Here is a 21,519-nt window from a genome sequence, read left to right on the forward strand (position 1 = left end):
CATGCAGGACGCCGCCCGCTCCCCGCCGCCCACCATCGACGAGGCCACGGCGCAGTCGCCGCACGACGCCAACGCCCCCTTCGTCCGGCTGTGGCAGGGATTTCTGACGGGCCGCGTTCTCATCGCCACTGCGCTGCTGCTGCTGCAGTTGGCGCTGCTCAGCGTGCAGCCCGGCGGCAATCCCCTGGTCTGGCTGGTCTGCCTGGGCTACCTGGGGCTGACGCTGCTGGTGCGGCTGACCGCACGCGAGCAGCCGCCCTCTGCCCGCGCCGGCGTGCACTGGCTGCCCGTGATCGGCGTGGACATCGCGGCCATCTGCCTGCTGCAGGTGTTGCAGACAGGCCCGCTCAACTACTCGGCCCTGCTGGCCATCCCCATCCTGATTTCGGCCGTGCTGGGCAATCTGACGCTGGCGCTGGCCACCACGGCCAGCGTCACGCTGTTGACCCTGGGCTGGGTCGCATGGCAGGACCTGGCGGGCCGCATAGAAAGTACCCAGGCCTACTACCAGGCCAGCTTTGCCTGCGCAGGCTATTTCGCCGTGGCCTATCTGACGCACGAGCTGGCGCGCCGCGTGCGGCGCGAGCGGCACCTGGCACAGCACAGCAGCCGCAAGGCCCAGGCCCAGGAGCAGGTCAATGCCCTGGTGATCCGCCACCTGGGCGAAGGCGTGCTGGTGGTTGATCCCCAATTCCGCGTGCAGCAGGCCAACCCGGCCGCGCTGCACCTGCTGGGACTGGCCGACGCGCATGCCCTGCCCTTCGCCCTCAAGGAACACGCCGGCTGGCAGCGGCTGCAGGATGCCGTGGCCCAGAGCTTTGCCCAGAACCTGCCGATATCGGCCGCCATCCATCTGCAGTCCATCGGCCAGGAAGGCATGACGGGACTGCATCTGCGAACCTGGCTGACCGAGGTCGCCACCCCGTCCGACGCCACCGATGCCGCCGAGCCCGCGCTGCTGCAGCAGCTGTGCGTGGTCTTTCTGCACGACCTGCGCGAATTGGAGGCGCGGCTGCGCACGGAAAAGCTGGCCTCCATGGGCCGCATGTCCGCCGCCGTGGCCCATGAGATCCGCAATCCGCTGGCCGCCATCACCCAGGCCAACGCCCTGCTGGCAGAAGATCTGGCGCAGAACCCGGCCCAGCAGCAGCTGTGCCGCATCGTGGGCCAGAACGCCGAGCGGCTGGCGCGCACCGTCGAGGACGTGCTCAACATCGCGCGGGCCCAGCAGCACATTGGCGAGGCCCACGCCGGCCTGCTGGACCTGGACCAGCATGTGGCCCAGGCCTGCCAGGAGTGGCAGGCCCAGGGCCAGCCTGCGCGCAGCATCCAGCTGCTGCTGGACGCGCGCGCAAGGACCGTGGTGTTCGACGGCGAGCACCTGCGCCGCATCCTGGTGAACCTGCTGGACAACGCCCAGCGCTACCGCAGCAACGCCCAGCAGCCGCATACGCTGCAGGTGCTGACCGGCGCGCCGGCCGCAGGCCAGATCTGGCTGCAGGTCTGGAGCGACGGCGCCGCACTGGAGCCCACGGTGCAGCGCCATCTGTTCGAGCCCTTCTTCTCGTCGGAAAGCCGCTCCAGCGGCCTGGGCCTGTACATCTGCCGCGAGCTGTGCCAGCGCTACGATGCAGGCATCAGCTACCAGCGGCTGTCGCGGCCCGCGCCGCACGGCCCTGTCGAGGGCAATGCCTTCAGCATCGTGTTCCGCGCCGGCGCCGCATCGGCTCTGCCGGCCTCCCTGTTTGACCAGATTGTGGTGTGATGCCCTTGAACTCCCTGCCCGCTGCCGCATCGATTCTTGTCGTGGACGACGAGCCGGATCTGCGCACCCTCTATGAACTGACCCTGCTGCGCGAAGGCTACCGCGTGGAAACCGCCGCCAGCGTGGGCGAGGCGCGCGAACAGCTGCAGACCCAGCGCTTCGACGTGGTCATCACCGACATGCGCCTGCCCGACGGCATGGGAATGGAGCTGCTGCAGGACCTGCGCAACCAGCAGCGGCGAGAACGCTGCGTGGTCATGACCGCCTACGGCTCGGCCGAAAATGCCGTCGAAGCCCTGCGCTCGGGCGCCTTCGACTATCTGACCAAGCCCGTGGACCTCAAGCAGTTCCGCCTGGTCGTGGCCTCGGCCGCCCAGGGCGTGGGCGGCGTGCCGCCCCCCGGCGTGATGCCGGCGCGCAGCCCCTCGGCGGCGTCGGCCGCAAGCCCCGTGCTCAGCGGCGGCGGGGCGCTCGACGCCATGGTTGGGGAGTCGCCCGCCATGCAGGCCGTCAAGCAGCGCATTGCCAAGGTGGCGCGCGGCATGGCGCCGGTGCTGGTGCACGGCGAGTCGGGCACGGGCAAGGAGCTGGTGGCGCGCGCCCTGCACGCCTGCAGCCAGCGCGCCCACGGCCCCATGGTGGCCGTGAACTGCGGCGCCATCCCCGAAAACCTGCTGGAAGCCGAGTTCTTCGGCGCCCGCAAGGGCTCCTATACCGGAGCCACCCAGGACCGCGACGGCTACTTCCAGGCGGCACGCGGCGGCACCCTGTTCCTCGACGAAATCGGCGACCTGCCGCTGCCCATGCAGGCCAAGCTGCTGCGCGCCATCCAGGAACGCCGCGTGCGCCCCCTGGGCTCGGCGCAGGAGGAAGCAGCCGACGTGCGCATCGTCAGCGCCACCCACCGCGACCTGGCCGCCGACGTGCAGGCAGGACGTTTTCGCCAGGACCTGTACTACCGCCTCAACGTCATCGAAGTACTTCTTCCGCCGCTGCGCGAGCGCCGCGAGGACCTGCCCGCGCTGTGCCGTGCATTGCTGGCACGGCTGTCGCAGGAGTCGGGCCTGCCCATGCCCGAGATCGACGAGCGTTCCCTGGAGCAGATCGCCCGCCTGCCCCTGCCCGGCAATGTGCGTGAACTGGAGAACCTGCTGCACCGCGCCATCACGCTGGGCGAGGAAGGGCCGCTGCGCATAGACCCCGAGATGCAGCTGCCCTGCGGCACTCCGCCGGCTCCACCCGCATCGGCGCAGACCCAGGCGCACGACGGCGCCGCACCGCCGCCGGAGCCTGCCGACATGGAGCTGCCCCGCGACCTGCAGGCCTGGCTGGACGAGCGCGAGCGCGGCATCCTGGTGCAGGCGCTGCAGGAAAACGGCTTCAACCGCACGGCCACGGCCGCGCGCCTGGGGCTGAGCCTGCGCCAGATCCGCTACCGCATCGACCGGCTGAACATCGCCCTGCCCGGCGACGCCAGCGCCGAGGCGGACGGAGGCGGCCATGGCGAAGCCTGATCCGCAGGCACAAGCCACCACGACCACGACCACGACCACGACCATGGGCCCGGCCTGGACCTGGCAAGGCGGCTGGCTGCAACAGGCACGCCACCTGCCCTCGCCCAACTTCGGCGAGCGCCCGGCCCAGGCCCTGGTCGATCTGGTCGTCGTGCACTCCATCAGCCTGCCCCCCGGCGAGTACGGCACGGGGGCGGTCCAGCAACTGTTCACCAACCAGCTCGACTGGGACGCCCATCCTTACTACCAGGGCATACGCGGCCTGGAGGTGTCGGCCCATTTCTTCGTCACGCGCCTGGGCGAGGTCTGGCAATTTGTGGACTGTGACGCGCGCGCCTGGCATGCGGGCGCCTCCAGCTGGCGCGGCAAGGATCGCTGCAACGACGACTCCATCGGCATAGAGCTGGAGGGCCTGGAGGGACTGCCGTTCGAGCCGGCGCAATATGCGGCCCTGGAGAACCTGTGCGAAGCCATCGCCGCACGCTACCCCGTCGCCCATCTCGCAGGCCATGAGCACATTGCGCCCGGCCGCAAACGCGATCCCGGCCCCGGCTTCGACTGGCCCCGGCTGCGCGGGCTGCTGTCCCGTCACCAGGCCACGGCGAACTGGCAGTTGCCGCCCCGCGCCGGCCAGCCCTCCACGTAAGCACACACCCTCCTGCCGGACTCCGCCAGGCCTTGCACGCAGGCCGGCTTGTCCACAGGCCCAGGAAAAGTGCGCTGTCAATCCAGAAAGCAACCCATGTGGCGCGCAGGCGCACGCCGGGCCGGCCTGATCTTTTTTTACAAATTCACGCATGTGTCGCAGCCCCACTGTTCATGGGGCTTTCGGCGGTCCGACCGGCGCAGCGGCAAGGCTGTAGCGGCTTGCGACAGGCCATCGCCCGCCAGCCACCGCGCAGCGGTGATCTGCTGCTATGGGCTTGCATGCTGGGCACTGTTTTGGCGCAGCGCAAACAGCGGTTTTCCGGCCGTGAGTACCCCGTGTACATGAGACGGCGATACACTACAGGTAGTGCCTGAGAGCACGCCGGACACCATATCTAGTGTTCACAAGCTGTGCACACCCTGTGAAAACGGTGTGCACATCCGGCCATCGATTCCATCTCCCAGCAAGCCTGCCCCCAGTGCAGGTCCGCGTCCGTTCTATCCACAAACACCCGTTGAGGAAACTCATGCAAGAAGCACTGAATTCTTTGGCTCCCGCTGCGCACGGTGATGCTGCCAATCCTTCCTCCGCCCATCACCTGTCCGTGCAGGACGGCTACCAGATCATCCGCCGCAGCGGCGACGTGGTGCCCTTCACCCCGCAAAAGATCGCCGTCGCGCTGACCAAGGCCTTCCTGGCCGTGCGCGGCGCCCAGGGCGCTGCCTCCGCCAGCGTGCGCGAGACCGTGGACGAGCTCACCCAGGCCGTGGTGCGCGCCCTGCTGCGCTCGCGTCCGGGCGGCGGCACCTTCCATATTGAAGACGTGCAGGACCAGGTCGAGCTGGGCCTGATGCGCGGCGGCCACCACGACGTGGCGCGCGCCTATGTGCTGTACCGCGACCGCCGCAACCAGGAACGTGCCGAGCAGAAGAAGGCCGCCGAGGCCGCTGCCGCCGCTGCGGCCGCGCCCGCCCCCGTGCTGCATGTGACCGACAACGGCCAGCGCGTTCCTCTGGACCAGGCCCGCCTGCTGGCCTTGATCGAGGCCTCCTGCCGCAACCTCAATGCCGACATCCAGGCCGCGCCCATCGTTGCCGAGACGCTGCGCAACCTGTACGACGGCGTGCCGATCGAAGAAGTCTTCAAGGCCTCCATCCTGGCCGCGCGCACGCTGATCGAAAAGGACCCCGACTACACCTACGTCACCGCCCGCCTGCTGCTGCACACCATCGTGCGCGAGGTCATGGGCCACGACGTGCAGCCTGCCGACATCCAGTCGGCCTACGCCGCCTACTTCCCCGGCTTCATCCAGAAGGGCGTGGACAACGAGCTGCTCAACCCCGAGCTGCTGAACTACGACCTGCCCCGCCTGGCTGCCGCCCTCAAGGCCGAGCGCGACCAGCAGTTCGACTACCTGGGCCTGCAGACCCTGTACGACCGCTACTTCCTGCACGTGCGCAAGACGCGCATCGAGCTGCCCCAGTCCTTCTTCATGCGCGTGGCCATGGGCCTGGCGCTGCAGGAAGAGGACCGCAACGCGCGCGCCATCGAGTTCTACGAACTGCTGTCTTCCTTCGACTTCATGAGCAGCACGCCCACGCTGTTCAACAGCGGCACGCTGCGCTCGCAGCTGTCTTCGTGCTACCTGACCACGGTGCCCGACGATCTGGACGGCATCTATGAGTCGATCAAGGAAAACGCCCTGCTGTCCAAGTTCGCCGGCGGCCTGGGCAACGACTGGACGCGCGTGCGCGCCCTGGGTTCGCGCATCAAGGGCACGAACGGCGAGTCGCAGGGCGTGGTGCCCTTCCTCAAGGTGGTCAACGACACGGCCGTGGCCGTGAACCAGGGCGGCAAGCGCAAGGGCGCCGTCTGCACGTACCTGGAGACCTGGCACCTGGACATCGAGGAATTCCTCGAGCTGCGCAAGAACACGGGCGACGACCGCCGCCGCACGCACGACATGAACACGGCGAACTGGATTCCCGACCTGTTCATGAAGCGCGTCATGGAAAAGGGCCAGTGGACCCTGTTCTCGCCCTCCGATGTCGGCGACCTGCACGACCTCTTCGGCGCAGCCTTCGAGCGTGCCTACACGGCCTACGAAACCAAGGCCGACACCGGCGAGCTCAAGCTGTTCAAGCGCATCCCGGCCGTGGACCTGTGGCGCAAGATGCTGTCCATGCTGTTCGAGACCGGCCACCCCTGGGTCACCTTCAAGGACCCCTGCAACGTGCGCTCGCCCCAGCAGCACGCCGGCGTGGTGCACTCGTCCAACCTGTGCACCGAGATCACGCTGAACACCAGCGACACCGAGACTGCCGTCTGCAACCTGGGCTCGGTCAACCTGGCGCGCCACATCACCAACGGCGCCATCGACCACGGCAAGCTGCGCAAGACCATCACCACGGCCATGCGCATGCTGGACAACGTGATCGACATCAACTACTACGCCGTGCAGAAGGCCAAGGACTCCAACCTGCGCCATCGCCCCGTGGGCCTGGGCCTGATGGGCTTCCAGGATGCGCTCTATGAAATGCGCATCGCCTACGCCAGCGACGCGGCCGTCGAGTTCGCCGACCAGTCGATGGAAGCCATCTGCTACTACGCCTACTGGGCCTCCACCGAACTGGCCAGGGAACGCGGCCAGTACTCCAGCTACAAGGGCTCGCTGTGGGACCAGGGCATCCTGCCGCTGGACACGCTGAACCTGCTGGAGAAGGCCCGCGGCGGCTACGTGGAAGTGGACCGTTCCTCGCGCCTGGACTGGGATGCGCTGCGCGCCAAGATCGGCCAGCACGGCATGCGCAACTCCAACTGCGTGGCCATCGCGCCCACGGCGACCATCTCCAACATCGTCGGCGTCGATGCCTCCATCGAGCCTTCGTTCGGCAACCTGTCGGTCAAGTCCAACCTGTCCGGCGAGTTCACCGTCATCAACCAGTACCTGGTGCGCGACCTGAAGCGCCTGGGCCTGTGGGACGACGTGATGGTCATGGACCTCAAGCATTTCGACGGCTCGCTGCGCCCCATCGACCGCGTGCCCCAGGACGTCAAGAACCTGTACGCCACCGCCTTCGAGGTCGAGCCCACCTGGCTGGTTGAGGCCGCTGCACGCCGCCAGAAGTGGATCGACCAGGCCCAGAGCCTGAACATCTACATGGCCGGCGCCTCGGGCAAGAAGCTGGACGACACCTACAAGCTGGCCTGGCTGCGTGGCCTGAAGACCACCTACTACCTGCGCACCACCAGCGCCACCAACATCGAGAAGTCCACGGTGCAAAGCCGCGTGCTCAACGCAGTGCCCACGGCTGCCGCCCAGCCCGCTGCCGTGAGCACCTCCAGCGCCCTGGAAGCCGCGGCAGCCGCCGCACGCGCCCAGGCCCCGGCGACGGACATCAAGTTCTGCGCCATCGACGATCCCGGCTGCGAAGCCTGCCAGTAAGCCGCGCAGCGCGGGGCCTCGCCACGGCGCAGGCCCCGCGCCCTGCCCGCCAGCCAGCGCCATGCGCAGGATCTTCGCCATGGACCTTGGGCCTGCTCAACATGCCAGGCCACCCATGGTCCTACATTGACCGGAGCAGAAAGAGAGGCCTCTTTCGCACCGAATGAACTGAACATATGCCTCAGGGCATGCCGGAGAAAATTGCAATGCTGACCTTTGACGACGACGCCACCCTCTCGAACACGCCGACCGGCGCAGGAGCTGCCCCCGCCACCGGCACACACCAGCGCGTCAACGCCGCCGACAAGCGAATCATCAACGCCAAGACCGACGTCAACCAGCTGGTGCCCTTCAAGTACAAGTGGGCCTGGGAAAAGTACCTGGCCACCTGCGCCAACCACTGGATGCCGCAGGAAGTGAACATGAACCGCGACATCGCCCTGTGGAAGGACCCCAACGGCCTGACCGAGGACGAGCGCCGTATCGTCAAGCGCAACCTGGGCTTCTTCGTGACGGCCGACTCGCTGGCTGCCAACAACATCGTGCTGGGCACCTACCGCCACATCACCGCACCCGAGTGCCGCCAGTTCCTGCTGCGCCAGGCCTTCGAGGAAGCCATCCACACCCACGCCTACCAGTACATCGTGGAGTCGCTGGGCCTGGATGAAGGCGAGATCTTCAACGCCTATCTCGAGGTTCCCTCCATCCGCGACAAGGACGAATTCCTGATCCCCTTCATCGAGGCGATCATGGACCCCAGCTTCAAGACCGGCACCTTCGAGACCGACCAGACGCTGCTGAAGTCGCTCATCGTTTTCGCCTGCCTGATGGAGGGCCTGTTCTTCTACGTGGGCTTCACGCAGATCCTGGCCCTGGGCCGTCAGAACAAGATGACCGGCGCTGCCGAGCAGTACCAGTACATCCTGCGCGACGAGTCCATGCACTGCAACTTCGGCATCGACCTGATCAACCAGCTCAAGCTCGAAAATCCGCAGCTGTGGACACCCGAATTCAAGGAAGAAATCACGGCGCTTTTCGTCAAGGCCGTCGAGCTGGAATACCGCTACGCAGAGGACACCATGCCGCGCGGCGTGCTGGGCATGAACGCATCGATGTTCAAGGGCTACCTGCGCTACATCGCCAACCGCCGCGCCACGCAGATCGGCCTGGAGGCCCTGTTCCCCAACGAGGAAAACCCGTTCCCCTGGATGAGCGAGATGATCGATTTGAAGAAGGAACGTAACTTCTTTGAGACACGCGTCATCGAGTATCAAACCGGAGGCGCACTTTCCTGGGATTAATCGCTTCTCTGCAGGCACAATGCGAACCATGACGCGCTTCACGCTTTTGCAATACCGATGGTGTTGCGGCGTGGGGCGTCTCCGTGTTCATTGCGATGCGTCACTCCACATCGCATTGAATCGCTTCGGAGCCCCGTACCCCGAAGTGTTTTGTGCAAATCAACGAAGGAGAAGATGATGGCAACTGCGAAGAAGACGGCCTCTACCAAGGCCCCCACCGACAAGAAGACCACCGCCAAAAAGGCGGCCGCCCCCAAGGCTGAAGCCGTGAAGAAAGCCACGGCCACTACTGCCAAGGCAGCGCCCGCCAAGAAGGCTGCGGCTCCTGCTGCAAAGAAGGCTGCCGCTCCCGCCAAGAAGGCTGCTGCTCCTGCTGCCAAGAAGGCTGCTGCGCCTGCTGCGAAGAAGGCCGCTGCTCCCGCCAAGAAGGCTGCTGCTCCTGCTGCCAAGAAGGCCGCCGCTCCTGCCAAGAAGGCTGCTGCGCCTGCTGCAAAGAAGGCCGCTGCTCCCGCCAAGAAGGCTGCTGCTCCTGCTGCAAAGAAGGCCGCTGCTCCCGCCAAGAAGGCTGCTGCTCCTGCTGCCAAGAAGGCCGCCGCTCCCGCCAAGAAGGCCGCTGCGCCTGCTGCAAAGAAGGCCGCCGCTCCTGCCAAGAAGGCTGCTGCTCCTGCTGCAAAGAAGGCCGCTGCTCCCGCCAAGAAGGCTGCTGCTCCTGCTGCCAAGAAGGCCGCAGCTCCTGCCAAGAAGGCTGCTGCGCCTGCTGCCAAGAAGGCCGCAGCGCCCGCCAAGAAGGCTGCTGCTCCTGCTGCAAAGAAGGCTGCCGCGCCTGCCAAGAAGGCTGCTGCTCCTGCCGCCAAGAAGGCCGCAGCTCCCGCCAAGAAGGCTGCAGCTCCTGCGGCCAAGAAGCCCGCCGCTGCACCGGCTGCCAAGCCCGCAGCAGCACCCGCCAAGGCTGCAGCAGCTCCTGCCGCTCCCGCCAAGAAGGCTGCAGCGCCGAAGAAGGCCGCTGCTCCCAAGAAGGCCGCAGCAGCTCCCGCCGCTGCCGCGCCTGCAGCTCCCGCTGCCGCACCCGCGCCCATCGCGCAAACCCGCCTGGCACCCCAAGCCGCATGGCCCTTCCCCACAGGCAGCAAGCCCTGAGACTTCTCCGGTCTCAAAGCAAAAAGCCCGGCTCTTTCGAGTCGGGCTTTTTTCATTGCGACGATGGCGGCTGTACCGCCACCCGGCGATCACCGCCTCAGGGCTTGGCGAAGTCCAGCACGTAGTTCTGCGGGCCGCGGCTGGCAATCTTGAGCGCACCCAGGCGGTTGCCCAGTTCTGCACAACGCACCAGATCCCAGCCACGCTCCAGGCCGAAAAGCAGGGCGCCACGCCACGCGTCGCCACAGCCCGTGGGGTCAACCACGGCAGCGGGCTGCACAGGCGCCACCGGGGTCTTGGTGCCTTGCACCCAGACCTCGCAGCCTTGCGCGCCCAGCGTCACCACCAGGCCCTGCACCTGCCCTGAAATCTGCTCCAGGCTCCAGCCCGTGCGCTCGCTGAGCATGCGGGCTTCATAGTCGTTCACGGCCACCCAGTCGGCCTGCTCGATGAAGCGGCGCAGATCCTGCCCGTCGAACATGGGCAGGCCCTGGCCCGGATCGAAGACGAAGGGAATGCCTGCAGCCTTGAACTGCTGGGCATGCTCGATCATGGCCTCGCGGCCATCGGGAGCGATGATGCCCACGCGCACCTGCTCCCTGAGTTCGGGCGTGATGCGGTTGCCGTGGGCCTGCATCATGGCGCCCGGGTGGAAGGCCGTGATCTGGTTGTTGTCGCGGTCGGTCATGATCATGCACTGGGCCGTGTGCGTGTCCTGCAACTGGCCGATGTGCGCCGTGTGCACGCCCAGCTCCTGCAGGCGCTGCACATAGTCGGCACCGTCACTGCCCACCATGGCCATGGGCCAGGCATCGCCCCCCAGCAGCCTCAGCGCATAGGCGATGTTGCCCGCGCACCCGCCGAAATCGCGGCGCAGCGTGGGCACCAGGAAGGACACATTGAGGATGTGCAACTGGTCAGGCAGGATCTGGTCGGCAAACCTTCCGTCGAAGGTCATGATGTTGTCGAACGCAAGCGATCCGCAGATGAGAGCGGCCATGGTGTGTCTCGGCTTTCTTGAAGAGTCAGGGGAATCAGGGATAAAAAACCAGGGCGCGGTAACCGGCAACGGCGGACTCCAGGCCCTGCACTTCGACCGGGGCGGTCACGCTCCATTCGCCATGGCCCTCGATCTGCGCGGGGGCACCGAACTGGTCGAGCCGGATCACGCGCCGCAGCAGCAGCTTGTCCTGCGCATCGGTGAGCGTGAGTTCGACAGCGGGCATGGCCACGGGGAAGTCGGAACGGTTCTCCAGGCTCAGGCTCCATTGGTACTGGCCGTTGCGCGGCAGCTGCCGAAAACCCGAACTGCCGATCACCACATCGCCGATCTGTCGGCGCGGCTGCAGCTCGCAGCCCGCCATGGCGCACAGGGTCTGCAGCGTGGGCGCCAGCGAAGGATGCTGCACGGCCAGCGCATCGCGCTGGCCCCACATCACCTGGCCTGCCAAAGCGCCCGCGCCCAGCAGGCAGCCCAGCACAAGGGCCACGCGTACGGCAGGCCGGCGCCAGAAGGCCTTGCGCCGCGCCTGACGCACAAAGCCGGGCTCGGCCTCGGGCAGCGCAGGCTGGTCGTCGCTGCCACCCTCGCCGTCGCTGTCGGGCCAGCGGGAGAACTCCGGCGAAGGCACGGATACCTGCGCCTGCCGCTCCGATTCACGGACCAGGCCCGTCGGGACGGACAGCGAAGGCGCATCGGCTTTCTGGGACGGCACGGCACCATCCACCTTGTGCGGCGATGGCGCGGAAACAGGCTTGTGTTCAGGCTCGGGCTGGGGTTCAGGCTCGGGCTCGGGTTCGGGCTCCAGGCCGGGCGGGGACGCCACCGCCGGCCCATGCCGCGCGTCAGGCTGGGGCTGCGCCGCTGGTGCAGCCACGGACGCCGCCAGGATCTCGTCCACCAGCGACGCGCCAGGCAGCTCGCGGCCCGGATCGTCGGCGGCAAAAGCCGAAGGGGTCTGCGCAGGCGGTGCCGGGGACGCGGACGCGGGCGCCTGCGGAGCCGCAGCTTCGGCAGGCGGCACGGCAGACGAAGGCTCGACCCTGGCAGCAGGCGCCGTGCTTGCAGCAGTTGCCGTGGCTGCAGCCGGTGCCGGAGCACCCCGCCCAGGCAGCCCCACGGGCGCCGTCGGCAGCCACATGGACTCCCGGAATTCGCGGATGTCATCGTCCTCGAATTCCGGCCCATCGAGCGATGCCCCGCCCGCCACGGGATTGCCGGCGGCATGCGCAGGCGTGGCCGGCAGGGGCTGCAGATCCTCGGAGGCATCGAACACTTCATGGCAGACGCCGCAGCGCACCCACCCCTGCGAAATTCGCAGCTGGTCGGCCACCACTTTGAAGCGGGTTCCACAGGCAGGACAGCGGGTGACTTGGCTCATCAGCGATCGATTGTAGGCAGCTGCTCGCGGCCCGCGCCATGAAGGCGGCAGCCGCGCAGGGACTCGTGGCGCAAATCAGGCCGCGCGGCGCGCGGTCATCAGGATCCAGCCATCTTCGCTGTCGGCGACTTCGAGTGCCAGGTACGGCGCGTAGGCCTGCTTGAGTTCGTCGGCCTGGCGCTCCAGGATGCCGGCCAGCACCAGGCTTCCACCCTCCGCCACGCGGGCGCACAGCAGCGGCGCCAGCACCTTGAGCGGCGTGGCCAGGATGTTGGCCAGCACGGTGCTGTATTCACCCGTCACGGCATCGGGCAGGCCGGCCTTCAACTGCACGGCGTTGGCATCGGCGTTGTAGCGCGTGGACTCCACGGCAGCCGGGTCGATGTCCACCGCGTCGATGTCGGTGGCACCGAACTTGGCCGCACCGATGGCCAGGATGCCGGAGCCGCAGCCGTAGTCCAGCGTGCGCCCCAGGCTGCCCTCGGGCTGGCGTGCGATCCAGCGCAGGCACATGCGCGTGGTCGGGTGCGTACCCGTGCCGAAGGCCAGGCCCGGGTCCAGGCGGATGCTCACGCGCGCCTGCGGCGGCAGCTCGTGCCAGGTGGGAACAATCCAGAATTCGGGGGTGATGTCCACGGGGGCGAACTGCGACTGCGTCAGGCGCACCCAGTCCTGCTCGGGCACCTGCTTGACGGCGATGATGCTGCAGCCCTCGAAGAAGTCCTGGGGCAGCAGCAGATCACGTGCCTCTTCGGCCGCTTGCTGCGTGGGGAACAGCGCCACCAGGCGGCTGCGCTGCCAGCCGTCCTTGGGTGGCGGCATGCCGGGCTCGCCGAACAGGGCCTGCTCGGCCTCGGTCTGCGCGTCGGCGTCCTCGACCGATACGCTCAGGGCGTCCAGCGCATCCAGTGCATCGCTGATGGTTTCGACCCGGTCTTCCGGGCACAGCAGGCTCAACTCGAACATGGGCCCATCCTTTTCTAAGCAATCAATGAAAAATGCCGGCCGCCGTCGCCGGGGGCCGGCATGCATGGTCGATCGGGTGACCCGCTCAACGCTTGTTGGCGTTGCGGTGCGCCAGCCACTCTTCCAGGTAGTGGATGTTGGTGCCGCCTTCCATGAACTTGGCGTCCACCATCAGGTCCTGGTGCAGCGGGATGTTGGTCTTGATGCCTTCGACCACGGTCTCCAGCAGCGCAGTGCGCATGCGTGCCAGCGCCTGCTCGCGCGTGTCGCCGTGAACGATGATCTTGCCGATCATGGAGTCGTAGTTCGGCGGCACGAAGTAGTTGTTGTAGACGTGCGAGTCCACGCGCACGCCCGGGCCACCGGGCGCATGCCACATGGTGATGCGGCCTGGCGAAGGCATGAAGTTGTAGGGGTCCTCGGCATTCACGCGGCATTCGATCGCATGGCCCTTGAGCTGGGCATTGATCTGGCGCTGGGTGAAAGGCAGCTTCTCGCCTGCGGCCACCATGATCTGGGTGCGAACGATGTCCACGCCCGTGATCAGTTCCGTCACCGGATGCTCCACCTGCACGCGCGTGTTCATCTCGATGAAGTAGAACTCGCCGTTTTCGTAGAGGAACTCGAAGGTGCCTGCGCCACGGTAGCCCAGCTTCTTGCAGGCTGCAGCGCAGCGCTCGCCGATCTTCTCGACCAGGCGACGGGGAATGCCGGGAGCCGGCGCTTCCTCGATGACCTTCTGGTGGCGGCGCTGCATGGAGCAGTCGCGCTCGCCCAGGTAGACGGCATTGCGATGGTTGTCGGCCAGGATCTGGATTTCCACATGGCGCGGGTTCTGCAGGAACTTCTCCATGTAGACGGCCGGATTGCCGAAGGCCGCACCGGCCTCGGCCTTGGTCATCTGCACGGCATTGATCAGCGCCGCCTCGGTATGCACCACGCGCATGCCACGGCCACCGCCGCCGCCTGCGGCCTTGATGATCACCGGATAGCCCACGGCCTTGGCGATGCGACGGATCTGCACCGGATCGTCGGGCAGTTCGCCGTCCGAGCCCGGCACGCAGGGCACGCCCGCCTTGATCATGGCCTGCTTGGCCGAGACCTTGTCACCCATGGTGCGGATGTTGTCGGGCGTGGGGCCGATGAAGGTGAAGCCGCTCTTTTCCACGCGCTCGGCAAAGTCGGCGTTCTCGCTGAGAAAGCCGTAGCCAGGGTGGATCGCCTCGGCGTCGGTCACCTCGGCGGCCGAGATGATGGCCGGCATGTTGAGGTAGCTCAGCGGCGAAGGAGCGGGGCCGATGCACACGGCCTCGTCGGCCAGCTTGACGTACTTTGCGTCACGGTCGGCCTCGGAATACACCATCACCGCCTTGATGCCCAGTTCACGGCAGGCGCGCTGGATGCGCAGGGCGATCTCGCCCCGGTTGGCAACCAAAATTTTCTTAAACATGAAGGTCCTCGCGGCTTGGTGCCTGCGGCGGTACGCAGGCCGAAGCCGTCAGTTGAGCCAATTGCTCTGTCGCGTCGCGGCATGCGTTCGCGCCAGGGCGTCGTGCCGCTTGCGGCATCGCTCGCCTGCAGGTTACTCGATCACGAACAGGGGCTGGCCGTACTCGACGGCCTGGCCGTTTTCACCCAGGATGCGGGTAATGGTGCCGCTCTTGTCGGCCTCGATCTCGTTGAGAATCTTCATCGCTTCGATGATGCAGATGGTCTCGCCTTCCTTGACCTGGTTGCCCACTTCCACGAAAGGCTTGCCGCCAGGGCTGGATGCGCGGTAGAAGGTGCCGACCATGGGCGACTTCACCACATGTCCCGCGACGGCTGCCTCGGCAGGGGCTGCCACGGGCGCTGCTGCAGGAGCGGCCACAGGTGCTGCCACGGGCGCAGCTATCGGAGCCTGCATGGGCGCAGCCACGTAGTGCTGCACCACGGCGCCTTCGCTCTTGACGATCCGGACCTTGCCCTCTGCTTCGGTGATCTCCAGTTCCGACACGTTCGATTCGGACACCAGATCAATGAGGGTCTTGAGTTTTCGCAAATCCATGGGAGCTCCAGCGGCTAACAACTAAATAGGGCGCGAATTTACTCCAATTTCGCCCTTCTGCGTGCTTTGAGGCATATTTTTCATCAACGTCGCCATGGAATTCGGGGGATTTCCTGAGCCTGCACAGGCTCGGTCGCTGCGGAAATCAGCCTTTTGCGCTCCAGGAAGCCAGATCTTCGGTAGTAAGCTCACCTATTTTACGTTGCCGCACCAGGCCATCCTCGCCGAGCAGCACGGTGAAGGGCAGTCCGCCCTGCAGATTGCCGAGCGAGCGGGTCAGGCCCAGACCGCCTTCCACCGCCAGCGCCACGGGGAAACGCAGGGGTGTGCGGCCCAGAAAGCGCTGCACTGCCTCGGGCTTGTCCACGGCCAGGCCAATGACCTGAATGCCATGCTGGTCTTGGCGTGCCGAGAAGGCATCCAGCATGGGCAGTTCGCGCACGCACGGCGGGCACCAGGTGGCCCAGAAATTGACCAGCACCGGCTTGCCACGCCAGCGCGACAGCGTCATGGCCGAGCCATCCGGCGTGATGAAACGCTGCTGCCACAGCTGCTCTTCGGCGCTGGACTCCATGGCATGGGGCTGAAATCGCCACCAGGCCAATCCGGCGCCACCCAGTCCCGCAGCGGCGGCAACGCCGCCCATCAGCCAGCGGCGGCGGGAAGATGTGTTTTGACCTGCATCCACGGAATCAGCCACGGTCGGCCTCCCCTTCGTCCTGGTTCAACAGCTTGCGCAATGCCTCTGCGCTGCCACGCGGGCTGCGCCCCTGTCCATCGGGCTTGAGCGCGCCGCGCAGATCGTCAAGATCATGGACCAGCAGGTGCACACCCACATCCTCGTTCAGCGGGCGGCAGAAGGCATGGATGCTCAGCGCCTCCACGCTCTGGCCGGTGAATCCCGTCACGGTGCTGGGTTCGTAGTTCACATGCTGGTTGATCAGTGCGATCTCTGCCGATTTGGGGTCGTCGCAAAACAGTTGCAGATAAATATCGGACAGGCGCGTGGCCGTGCCGCGCCAGACGGCGCCGGCCAGGTGGGGACGGAACTCGGCCAGGCGATCCATCCATTGCAGAGCCAGCTCGCGCAGGGCCTGCAGTTCCTGGGGCTGGGTGTCGGCGCAGAACAGGGCGATGTATTCGCGCACAGCCTCTTCCACCAGGTCATTGCCCGGCAGCGCAGTGCGCGAGGGCAGTCCCAGCTGGCGCACAGCGCGGTGCTTGGCAGGCCCCCATTCCAGACCTTCCTCGACCACGAGGCGGGCCGCAGTCTGGGCAATTTCGGCAGTGGCTTGGTCCATGGCTTTACGATCCGCTGTATCCCTACATATATATAAGAGGCCTTCCCTGCGGATGGCCCCGGGCCATTGTGACCCAAGCCGCGGCAACGCCGGCCGCTGACGGGCTTTGCATGTTCCTGCCAGCGCCTTGCACCGGCGATTTCGCAACCTTGTGTTTCCGGGACCCGGTGCCTGCTGGGCCGCAAGCTCCTGTTTTTGCAGGCCAGCCATCCCGGACATGGCGGCAACCGTAGAATGCCCGGCCATGCACATACATATTCTGGGCATCTGCGGCACCTTCATGGGCGGACTGGCCGCGCTGGCGCGCGAGGCTGGGCACCGCGTCACAGGCTGCGACGCCGGCGTCTACCCGCCGATGAGCGATCAGCTGCGTGCACTGGGCATCGAGCTGATCGAGGGCTACGGCGCCGACCAGATGACCCTGCAACCCGACATGTATGTCGTAGGCAACGTGGTCAGCCGCGCGCGCTTGCCCGACGGCAGCCCCAAGTTCCCGCTGATGGAGGCAATCCTCGAAAGCGGCGCTCCCTACACCAGCGGGCCGCAATGGCTTTGCGAACATGTGCTGCACCATCCATCCTGCCCGCGCCATGTGCTGGCCGTGGCCGGCACGCATGGCAAGACGACCACGACGTCGATGCTGGCCTGGATTCTCGAATGCGCAGGCCTGGCCCCGGGCTTTCTGGTCGGCGGCGTGCCGCTGGACTTCGGCGTCTCGGCCCGCCTGGGTGCATCCAGGCGCCCGACGCCAGGCGAGGGCCCGGCCGGCGCGGAGCCCGTCTTCGTCATCGAGGCCGATGAATACGACACGGCCTTCTTCGACAAGCGCAGCAAGTTCGTGCACTACCGCCCGCGCACGGCCGTGCTCAACAACCTGGAGTTCGATCACGCCGACATCTTCGAGGATCTCGGTGCCATCGAACGCCAGTTCCACCATCTGGTGCGCACCGTCCCCGCTTCGGGCCGGCTTGTTGTCAACGGCATCGAGGAAAGCATCACCCGCGTGCTGCACCAGGGCTGCTGGAGCGAGGTTTCCAGCTTCGGGGCGGTGGTCAGCGACTTCAGCGCAGAGGGCGATCCGAGCGCCTTCGACGTGCTGCACCGTGGCCGCAAGGTGGCCCGCCTGGAATGGGCGCTGACCGGGGAACACAACCAGCTCAATGCGCTGGCCGCCATTGCGGCAGCCGAGCACGTGGGCGTGACGCCGGCACAGGCCTGCGAGGCGCTGGCGCGCTTTCAGAACGTCAAGCGACGCATGGAGCTGCGCGGCATGGCGGGCGGCGTATCCGTCTACGACGACTTCGCCCACCACCCCACGGCCATACGCACCACGCTGGACGGCCTGCGCCGCAAACTCGGCAGCCAGGCACGCATCCTTGCGGTGTTCGAGCCGCGCAGCAACACCATGAAGCTGGGCACCATGAAGTCGCAACTGCCCTGGTCCCTGGAAAGCGCCGATCTGGTGTTCTGCCACACGGCCGGCCTGGACTGGGACGCCGCCGAGGCGCTGCATCCCCTGGGCGTGGGCCCTGGCCGCAAGGCGCAGGTGGCAGGCGACATGGACACGCTGATCGGACAGATCCTCGCAGCAGCCCGGCCGGGCGACCAGGTGGTGTGCATGAGCAACGGCGGCTTCGGCGGCATACATCCCAAGCTGCTGGCTGCCCTGCAGGCCGCAGGCTGAACAAAGCGCAAGCAAGCCCCCCAATGAAAGAAGCCCGGGACATGCCCGGGCTTCTTTCATGTGCCTTCGCCTGTCAGCCGTCAGTAGCTGATGGACATGGCGGGCACGTCGACACGGATCAGCGGCTTGGACAGCACGGCCTGGGCTGCAACGGCATAGCTGTTGCGCCACTGCTCGTCGTCGAACAGCCCGGCACGCGAACGCGCCGCGCGCGCCACCACCACCAGCTTGTCGGCCAGCAGTACCTTGCCGCTGGCACGCAGGGGTTCGCAGTCCATGGAGATGAACTGCTGGTCCAGCCAATGCCGTCCTTCGTCGGAACTCATGGGGGTGAGCCCGTTGGTGTCCGTGCGGTACTCTTTTCCGGCATCCAACACCACAATCACTTCGCTGCGCATGGAACTCCTCTCGTCATTACTGGATACAACCCCGTGCCTGCTCGCGCGGACAGGGCCGTTACTCATACCGCGAGCTTAACCGCAAGCGCCTTTTCCACACCCCGGGCAAGCTGACATGGCGCAAGCGCCGCAGCCTGGGGCTGGCACTGCCAGCAGCAGGTGTTTCATGGCGGTACGGCGCCCGCTTCAAGGTGCAAACGTACAATCGCCTGCAGATTGGACCCCGAATCTTCATCAACCGCATCGCATGACGACCGACACCACACACCAGAAACTGCTTGACCAGCTGCAGCAGCTCGAAGATGAGCTGCGCGGCCAGAGCCTCTGGTCGGCCGTGGCGCCAAGCCCCGAGGCCATGGCGTCGACCATGCCCTTCATGTACGACACGCTCAAGCTGCAGCAATGGCTGCAGTGGGTTTTCCTGCCCCGGCTGCGTGCCGTGATCGAGGCCGGCGGCCAGCTGCCCTGCCAAAGCCACGTGCATCCGCTGGCCGAACATGAGTGGAGCCAGCCCGTGGAATTCGACAAGCGCCAGTTGTTGGCCCTGCTGCAGGGCATAGACGACACGCTGAACCAGTGCGGTCTGACTCCGCCGGACGCCACATCGTCCCACTGACCACGGAGCGGCCAGGCACGAAAAACGGGGCGCAGACGCCCCGTTTTCTTTTGCGCCTCAGGCAGCCACCAAGGCTGCTGCCGCCTCGGTCTGCTTGACGCGGCGCTGCCGCACGGCGTCGGACAGCTCGGCCAGCGTGGCCAGGGAATCATCCCAGCCCAGGCAGGCGTCGGTAATGCTCTGGCCGTAGGTCAGGGCAGCCACTTCGTCCTTGCCGGGCGTGAACTTCTGGGCGCCGCCCACGAGATGGCCTTCGATCATCACGCCGAACACGCTGCGCGAGCCGCCGCTGATCTGTCCGGCGATGTCGCGGGCCACGTCCTTCTGGCGCTCATGCTGCTTGGAGCTGTTGGCGTGACTGCAGTCGACCATCAGCGTGGGCGTCAGGCCCGCCTTTTCGAGGTCCTCGCAGGCAGCGGCCACGTTGGCGGCGTCGTAGTTGGGAGTCTTGCCGCCGCGCAGGATGACGTGGCAATCCTGGTTGCCCGCCGTGTTCACGATGGCAACCTGGCCATTCTTGTGCACCGACAGGAAGTGGTGGCCACGGCTGGCCGACTGGATGGCGTCGGTGGCGATGCGGATGTTGCCGTCCGTGCCGTTCTTGAAGCCGATGGGCGCCGAGATGCCCGAGGCCAGTTCACGGTGGACCTGGCTTTCCGTGGTGCGCGCACCGATGGCGCCCCAGCTGATCAGATCGGCGATGTACTGGGGAGAGATCACGTCCAGGAACTCGCTGGCGGCCGGCACGCCCAGGCGGTTGATGTCGATCAGCAGTTGCCGTGCAATGCGCAGGCCCTCGTCGATGCGGTAGCTCTGGTCCAGGTAGGGATCGTTGATCAGCCCCTTCCAGCCCACGGTGGTGCGCGGCTTTTCGAAGTACACGCGCATCACGATCTCCAGCGTGTCCTTGTACTGCTCGCGTATGGGCGCCAGGCGGCGCGCGTACTCGATGGCGGCCGCCGGATCGTGGATGGAGCAGGGGCCGACGATGACCAGCAGGCGGTCATCCTCGCCAGCCATGATGTTGTGGATGGTGCGGCGGGTATCGCCGATCAGGGTTTCGACGGCCGTACCGCGGATGGGGAAGAAGCGAATGAGGTGCTCGGGAGGGGGCAACACGGTGATGTCCTTGATACGTGCGTCGTCGGTTTGGCCAGTCTTTTGGGAACCGCCGCGATACCAGGAATCGGCGAGGGAAGCTTGATGAGCAGTCATTGCTTGCTTTCGTGAGGAAAGATGGATCGTGGAAAACGGAGCGAAGAATCGGGAGGGGAAAAACAAAAAACCGCCGGGCTCTGCAGCTTCGGCGGTTCTGAGGGAGGTTTGTTCGGGTGCGCGCGCTTACCTCTCTTCCGCCGGGGAGGAGAACCAAAAGTAAAAGTAGAAGGAGGTACGGGCTTGCATGGGAACTGAATGTAGCACAGTCATTTTTCGCAGTGCAACATGGCCATGGCAGCACGGGGGGCGCACTTCACAGTGTCACAGAGAGAAACCTAAAAATCCTTCACGCACTTAAACTGCTTTTTTAACCGTTCAACGCAAAAATATTTCGTCAACACGGATAAAAATACGATGGCATGCAGTTTTCTTGCATTCACCTTTGAAAACGTGCAAACCCCAGAAAATGACGCTTCCGCGCATCGCGGCAGGCCCGCCTCAACGCCGCAGCAAGGAGTCGCGCAGCCTGCGCAGTGCTCGGCGCAGGGCGCTCCAGGGACGCCAGCGACGCGTCCGGTACCAAGGCTGCATTGCGGCGGCATCGAACCCGCCGGCCACAGCGGCGGATTCCGCAAACATGTCTATCAACAGGCATGCATCGCCCAGCAGGCGCCAGCCCAGACGCTCGCAGCGGCGGAAATGCTCGGGCTCCTGGGCATCGCCCACCAGCACGGACTGCTGCCAGGCGTGCACGACCTCCCTGAATCCCTTGAGCAGGCGCTGGTAGGCGGGAAATTCGTAGAGGGCGTGCCATACCGCCCCCAGCGTGGTGAGGAAGTGCTGGTGGTCCAGCACGGCCAGGTCGAGTTGCTGTATGGCCTCTTCCACGGCAGGGCGTGCACTGCCCGCATAGCGCACGCGCACGGCCTCGTCCAGCGCAACGGCCAGCAAGGCCAGTTGCTGGTGCATGGGCTGCAGATCGCCCACGATCAACTCGTTCAGCCAGACGCGGTTCAGCCGCGACTCGCCGGCCCAGGTGCGCCAGTGTTCCGGCAGGCTGCGCAGGGGATGGGCAGAAGTCTGCAGGCCTGGCCGGGAAGGAAAGGAAAGCTGGGTCATGGAATCGGCGCCGGGCGGCGCCCACGGAGCGCGGCGGG

The 21,519-nt window shown here is 66.2% G+C and carries 18 protein-coding genes; 8 read left to right on the top strand and 10 right to left on the bottom strand.

Annotated features, from left to right (window positions below):
- The first annotated feature begins 1 nt into the window (after nt 1).
- From U6958_RS28945 to U6958_RS28970, 6 genes are all read left to right on the top strand, one after another.
- The gene (locus tag U6958_RS28945; RefSeq protein WP_016447998.1) at nt 2–1,765 is read left to right on the top strand and encodes a PAS domain-containing sensor histidine kinase; all 1,764 of its coding nucleotides are present in this window, start codon (nt 2–4) and stop codon (nt 1,763–1,765) included.
- On the top strand, nt 1,765–3,279 hold the full coding sequence (locus tag U6958_RS28950; protein ID WP_016447999.1) for a sigma-54 dependent transcriptional regulator: 1,515 nt from the start codon (nt 1,765–1,767) through the stop codon (nt 3,277–3,279). Before U6958_RS28945 ends, U6958_RS28950 begins: the two co-directional genes overlap by 1 nt.
- Complete coding sequence (ampD, locus tag U6958_RS28955) at nt 3,266–3,925, top strand: 1,6-anhydro-N-acetylmuramyl-L-alanine amidase AmpD (RefSeq protein WP_074922749.1); 660 nt, start codon at nt 3,266–3,268, stop codon at nt 3,923–3,925. Before U6958_RS28950 ends, ampD begins: the two co-directional genes overlap by 14 nt.
- A 529-nt stretch (nt 3,926–4,454) precedes the next feature.
- Complete coding sequence (locus tag U6958_RS28960) at nt 4,455–7,373, top strand: ribonucleoside-diphosphate reductase subunit alpha (protein ID WP_016448001.1); 2,919 nt, start codon at nt 4,455–4,457, stop codon at nt 7,371–7,373.
- 206 nt (nt 7,374–7,579) lie between these two features.
- Nucleotides 7,580–8,674 carry a ribonucleotide-diphosphate reductase subunit beta gene (locus U6958_RS28965; RefSeq protein WP_016448002.1) on the top strand — a complete coding sequence of 365 codons (1,095 nt, stop codon included), beginning with the start codon at nt 7,580–7,582 and terminating at the stop codon, nt 8,672–8,674.
- Nucleotides 8,675–8,941: 267 nt separating this feature from the next.
- The gene (locus U6958_RS28970) at nt 8,942–9,811 is read left to right on the top strand and encodes a hypothetical protein (RefSeq protein ID WP_310042573.1); all 870 of its coding nucleotides are present in this window, start codon (nt 8,942–8,944) and stop codon (nt 9,809–9,811) included.
- Between the two features lie 97 nt (nt 9,812–9,908).
- On the opposite strand, the gene U6958_RS28975 is transcribed toward U6958_RS28970, so the two are convergent.
- The 7 genes from U6958_RS28975 to U6958_RS29005 form a co-directional block, all read right to left on the bottom strand.
- Nucleotides 9,909–10,811 carry a carbohydrate kinase family protein gene (locus U6958_RS28975; protein ID WP_016448004.1) on the bottom strand — a complete coding sequence of 301 codons (903 nt, stop codon included), beginning with the start codon at nt 10,809–10,811 and terminating at the stop codon, nt 9,909–9,911.
- Between the two features lie 34 nt (nt 10,812–10,845).
- Entirely contained in the window at nt 10,846–12,192 is a 1,347-nt protein-coding gene (locus U6958_RS28980; protein ID WP_074922746.1) for a zinc-ribbon and DUF3426 domain-containing protein, read from the bottom strand.
- 75 nt (nt 12,193–12,267) lie between these two features.
- The gene (gene prmA, locus U6958_RS28985; protein ID WP_047217452.1) at nt 12,268–13,158 is read right to left on the bottom strand and encodes a 50S ribosomal protein L11 methyltransferase; all 891 of its coding nucleotides are present in this window, start codon (nt 13,156–13,158) and stop codon (nt 12,268–12,270) included.
- An 85-nt stretch (nt 13,159–13,243) separates the two neighbouring features.
- Entirely contained in the window at nt 13,244–14,608 is a 1,365-nt protein-coding gene (accC, locus tag U6958_RS28990; RefSeq protein WP_016448007.1) for an acetyl-CoA carboxylase biotin carboxylase subunit, read from the bottom strand.
- Between the two features lie 132 nt (nt 14,609–14,740).
- Complete coding sequence (gene accB, locus U6958_RS28995; RefSeq protein ID WP_074922744.1) at nt 14,741–15,205, bottom strand: acetyl-CoA carboxylase biotin carboxyl carrier protein; 465 nt, start codon at nt 15,203–15,205, stop codon at nt 14,741–14,743.
- Nucleotides 15,206–15,350: 145 nt separating this feature from the next.
- Nucleotides 15,351–15,851, bottom strand: coding sequence for a TlpA disulfide reductase family protein (locus U6958_RS29000; RefSeq protein WP_016448009.1), 501 nt, complete (start codon nt 15,849–15,851; stop codon nt 15,351–15,353).
- A 46-nt stretch (nt 15,852–15,897) separates the two neighbouring features.
- Nucleotides 15,898–16,506, bottom strand: a complete 609-nt coding sequence (locus U6958_RS29005; RefSeq protein WP_016448010.1) for a hypothetical protein — start codon at nt 16,504–16,506, stop codon at nt 15,898–15,900.
- Nucleotides 16,507–16,750: 244 nt separating this feature from the next.
- Between U6958_RS29005 and mpl the strand changes: the two genes are divergently transcribed.
- Nucleotides 16,751–18,190, top strand: coding sequence for a UDP-N-acetylmuramate:L-alanyl-gamma-D-glutamyl-meso-diaminopimelate ligase (gene mpl / locus U6958_RS29010; protein WP_074922743.1), 1,440 nt, complete (start codon nt 16,751–16,753; stop codon nt 18,188–18,190).
- 80 nt (nt 18,191–18,270) lie between these two features.
- On the opposite strand, the gene U6958_RS29015 is transcribed toward mpl, so the two are convergent.
- Entirely contained in the window at nt 18,271–18,588 is a 318-nt protein-coding gene (locus U6958_RS29015; protein ID WP_016448012.1) for a hypothetical protein, read from the bottom strand.
- 247 nt (nt 18,589–18,835) lie between these two features.
- Between U6958_RS29015 and U6958_RS29020 the strand changes: the two genes are divergently transcribed.
- A complete protein-coding gene (locus tag U6958_RS29020) occupies nt 18,836–19,204 on the top strand; it encodes a YqcC family protein (RefSeq protein ID WP_016453140.1) in 369 nt (122 codons plus the stop codon).
- A gap of 57 nt (nt 19,205–19,261) precedes the next feature.
- Here the strand turns inward: U6958_RS29020 and U6958_RS29025 are convergent, their stop codons facing one another.
- Nucleotides 19,262–20,419 carry a 3-deoxy-7-phosphoheptulonate synthase gene (locus tag U6958_RS29025; RefSeq protein WP_016448014.1) on the bottom strand — a complete coding sequence of 386 codons (1,158 nt, stop codon included), beginning with the start codon at nt 20,417–20,419 and terminating at the stop codon, nt 19,262–19,264.
- Nucleotides 20,420–20,860: 441 nt separating this feature from the next.
- Nucleotides 20,861–21,481: a hypothetical protein gene (locus U6958_RS29030; RefSeq protein WP_016448015.1), complete on the bottom strand. Its 621-nt coding sequence runs from the start codon at nt 21,479–21,481 to the stop codon at nt 20,861–20,863.
- Between the last annotated feature and the right edge of the window lie 38 nt (nt 21,482–21,519).

Source organism: Delftia lacustris (assembly GCF_040267515.1).
Classification (GTDB): Bacteria; Pseudomonadota; Gammaproteobacteria; order Burkholderiales; family Burkholderiaceae_C; genus Comamonas; species Comamonas tsuruhatensis.

What these genes read in the sequence shown, in the direction of transcription:
- U6958_RS28945 (WP_016447998.1), top strand. Translation starts at nt 2, where the DNA reads ATGCAGGACGCCGCCCGCTCCCCGCCGCCCACCATCGACGAGGCCACG.
- U6958_RS28950 (WP_016447999.1), top strand. Translation starts at nt 1,765, where the DNA reads ATGCCCTTGAACTCCCTGCCCGCTGCCGCATCGATTCTTGTCGTGGAC.
- ampD (WP_074922749.1), top strand. Translation starts at nt 3,266, where the DNA reads ATGGCGAAGCCTGATCCGCAGGCACAAGCCACCACGACCACGACCACG.
- U6958_RS28960 (WP_016448001.1), top strand. Translation starts at nt 4,455, where the DNA reads ATGCAAGAAGCACTGAATTCTTTGGCTCCCGCTGCGCACGGTGATGCT.
- U6958_RS28965 (WP_016448002.1), top strand. Translation starts at nt 7,580, where the DNA reads ATGCTGACCTTTGACGACGACGCCACCCTCTCGAACACGCCGACCGGC.
- U6958_RS28975 (WP_016448004.1), bottom strand. Translation starts at nt 10,811, where the DNA reads ATGGCCGCTCTCATCTGCGGATCGCTTGCGTTCGACAACATCATGACC.
- U6958_RS28980 (WP_074922746.1), bottom strand. Translation starts at nt 12,192, where the DNA reads ATGAGCCAAGTCACCCGCTGTCCTGCCTGTGGAACCCGCTTCAAAGTG.
- prmA (WP_047217452.1), bottom strand. Translation starts at nt 13,158, where the DNA reads ATGTTCGAGTTGAGCCTGCTGTGCCCGGAAGACCGGGTCGAAACCATC.
- accC (WP_016448007.1), bottom strand. Translation starts at nt 14,608, where the DNA reads ATGTTTAAGAAAATTTTGGTTGCCAACCGGGGCGAGATCGCCCTGCGC.
- accB (WP_074922744.1), bottom strand. Translation starts at nt 15,205, where the DNA reads ATGGATTTGCGAAAACTCAAGACCCTCATTGATCTGGTGTCCGAATCG.
- U6958_RS29000 (WP_016448009.1), bottom strand. Translation starts at nt 15,851, where the DNA reads ATGGGCGGCGTTGCCGCCGCTGCGGGACTGGGTGGCGCCGGATTGGCC.
- U6958_RS29005 (WP_016448010.1), bottom strand. Translation starts at nt 16,506, where the DNA reads ATGGACCAAGCCACTGCCGAAATTGCCCAGACTGCGGCCCGCCTCGTG.
- mpl (WP_074922743.1), top strand. Translation starts at nt 16,751, where the DNA reads ATGCACATACATATTCTGGGCATCTGCGGCACCTTCATGGGCGGACTG.
- U6958_RS29015 (WP_016448012.1), bottom strand. Translation starts at nt 18,588, where the DNA reads ATGCGCAGCGAAGTGATTGTGGTGTTGGATGCCGGAAAAGAGTACCGC.
- U6958_RS29020 (WP_016453140.1), top strand. Translation starts at nt 18,836, where the DNA reads ATGACGACCGACACCACACACCAGAAACTGCTTGACCAGCTGCAGCAG.
- U6958_RS29025 (WP_016448014.1), bottom strand. Translation starts at nt 20,419, where the DNA reads ATGACTGCTCATCAAGCTTCCCTCGCCGATTCCTGGTATCGCGGCGGT.
- U6958_RS29030 (WP_016448015.1), bottom strand. Translation starts at nt 21,481, where the DNA reads ATGACCCAGCTTTCCTTTCCTTCCCGGCCAGGCCTGCAGACTTCTGCC.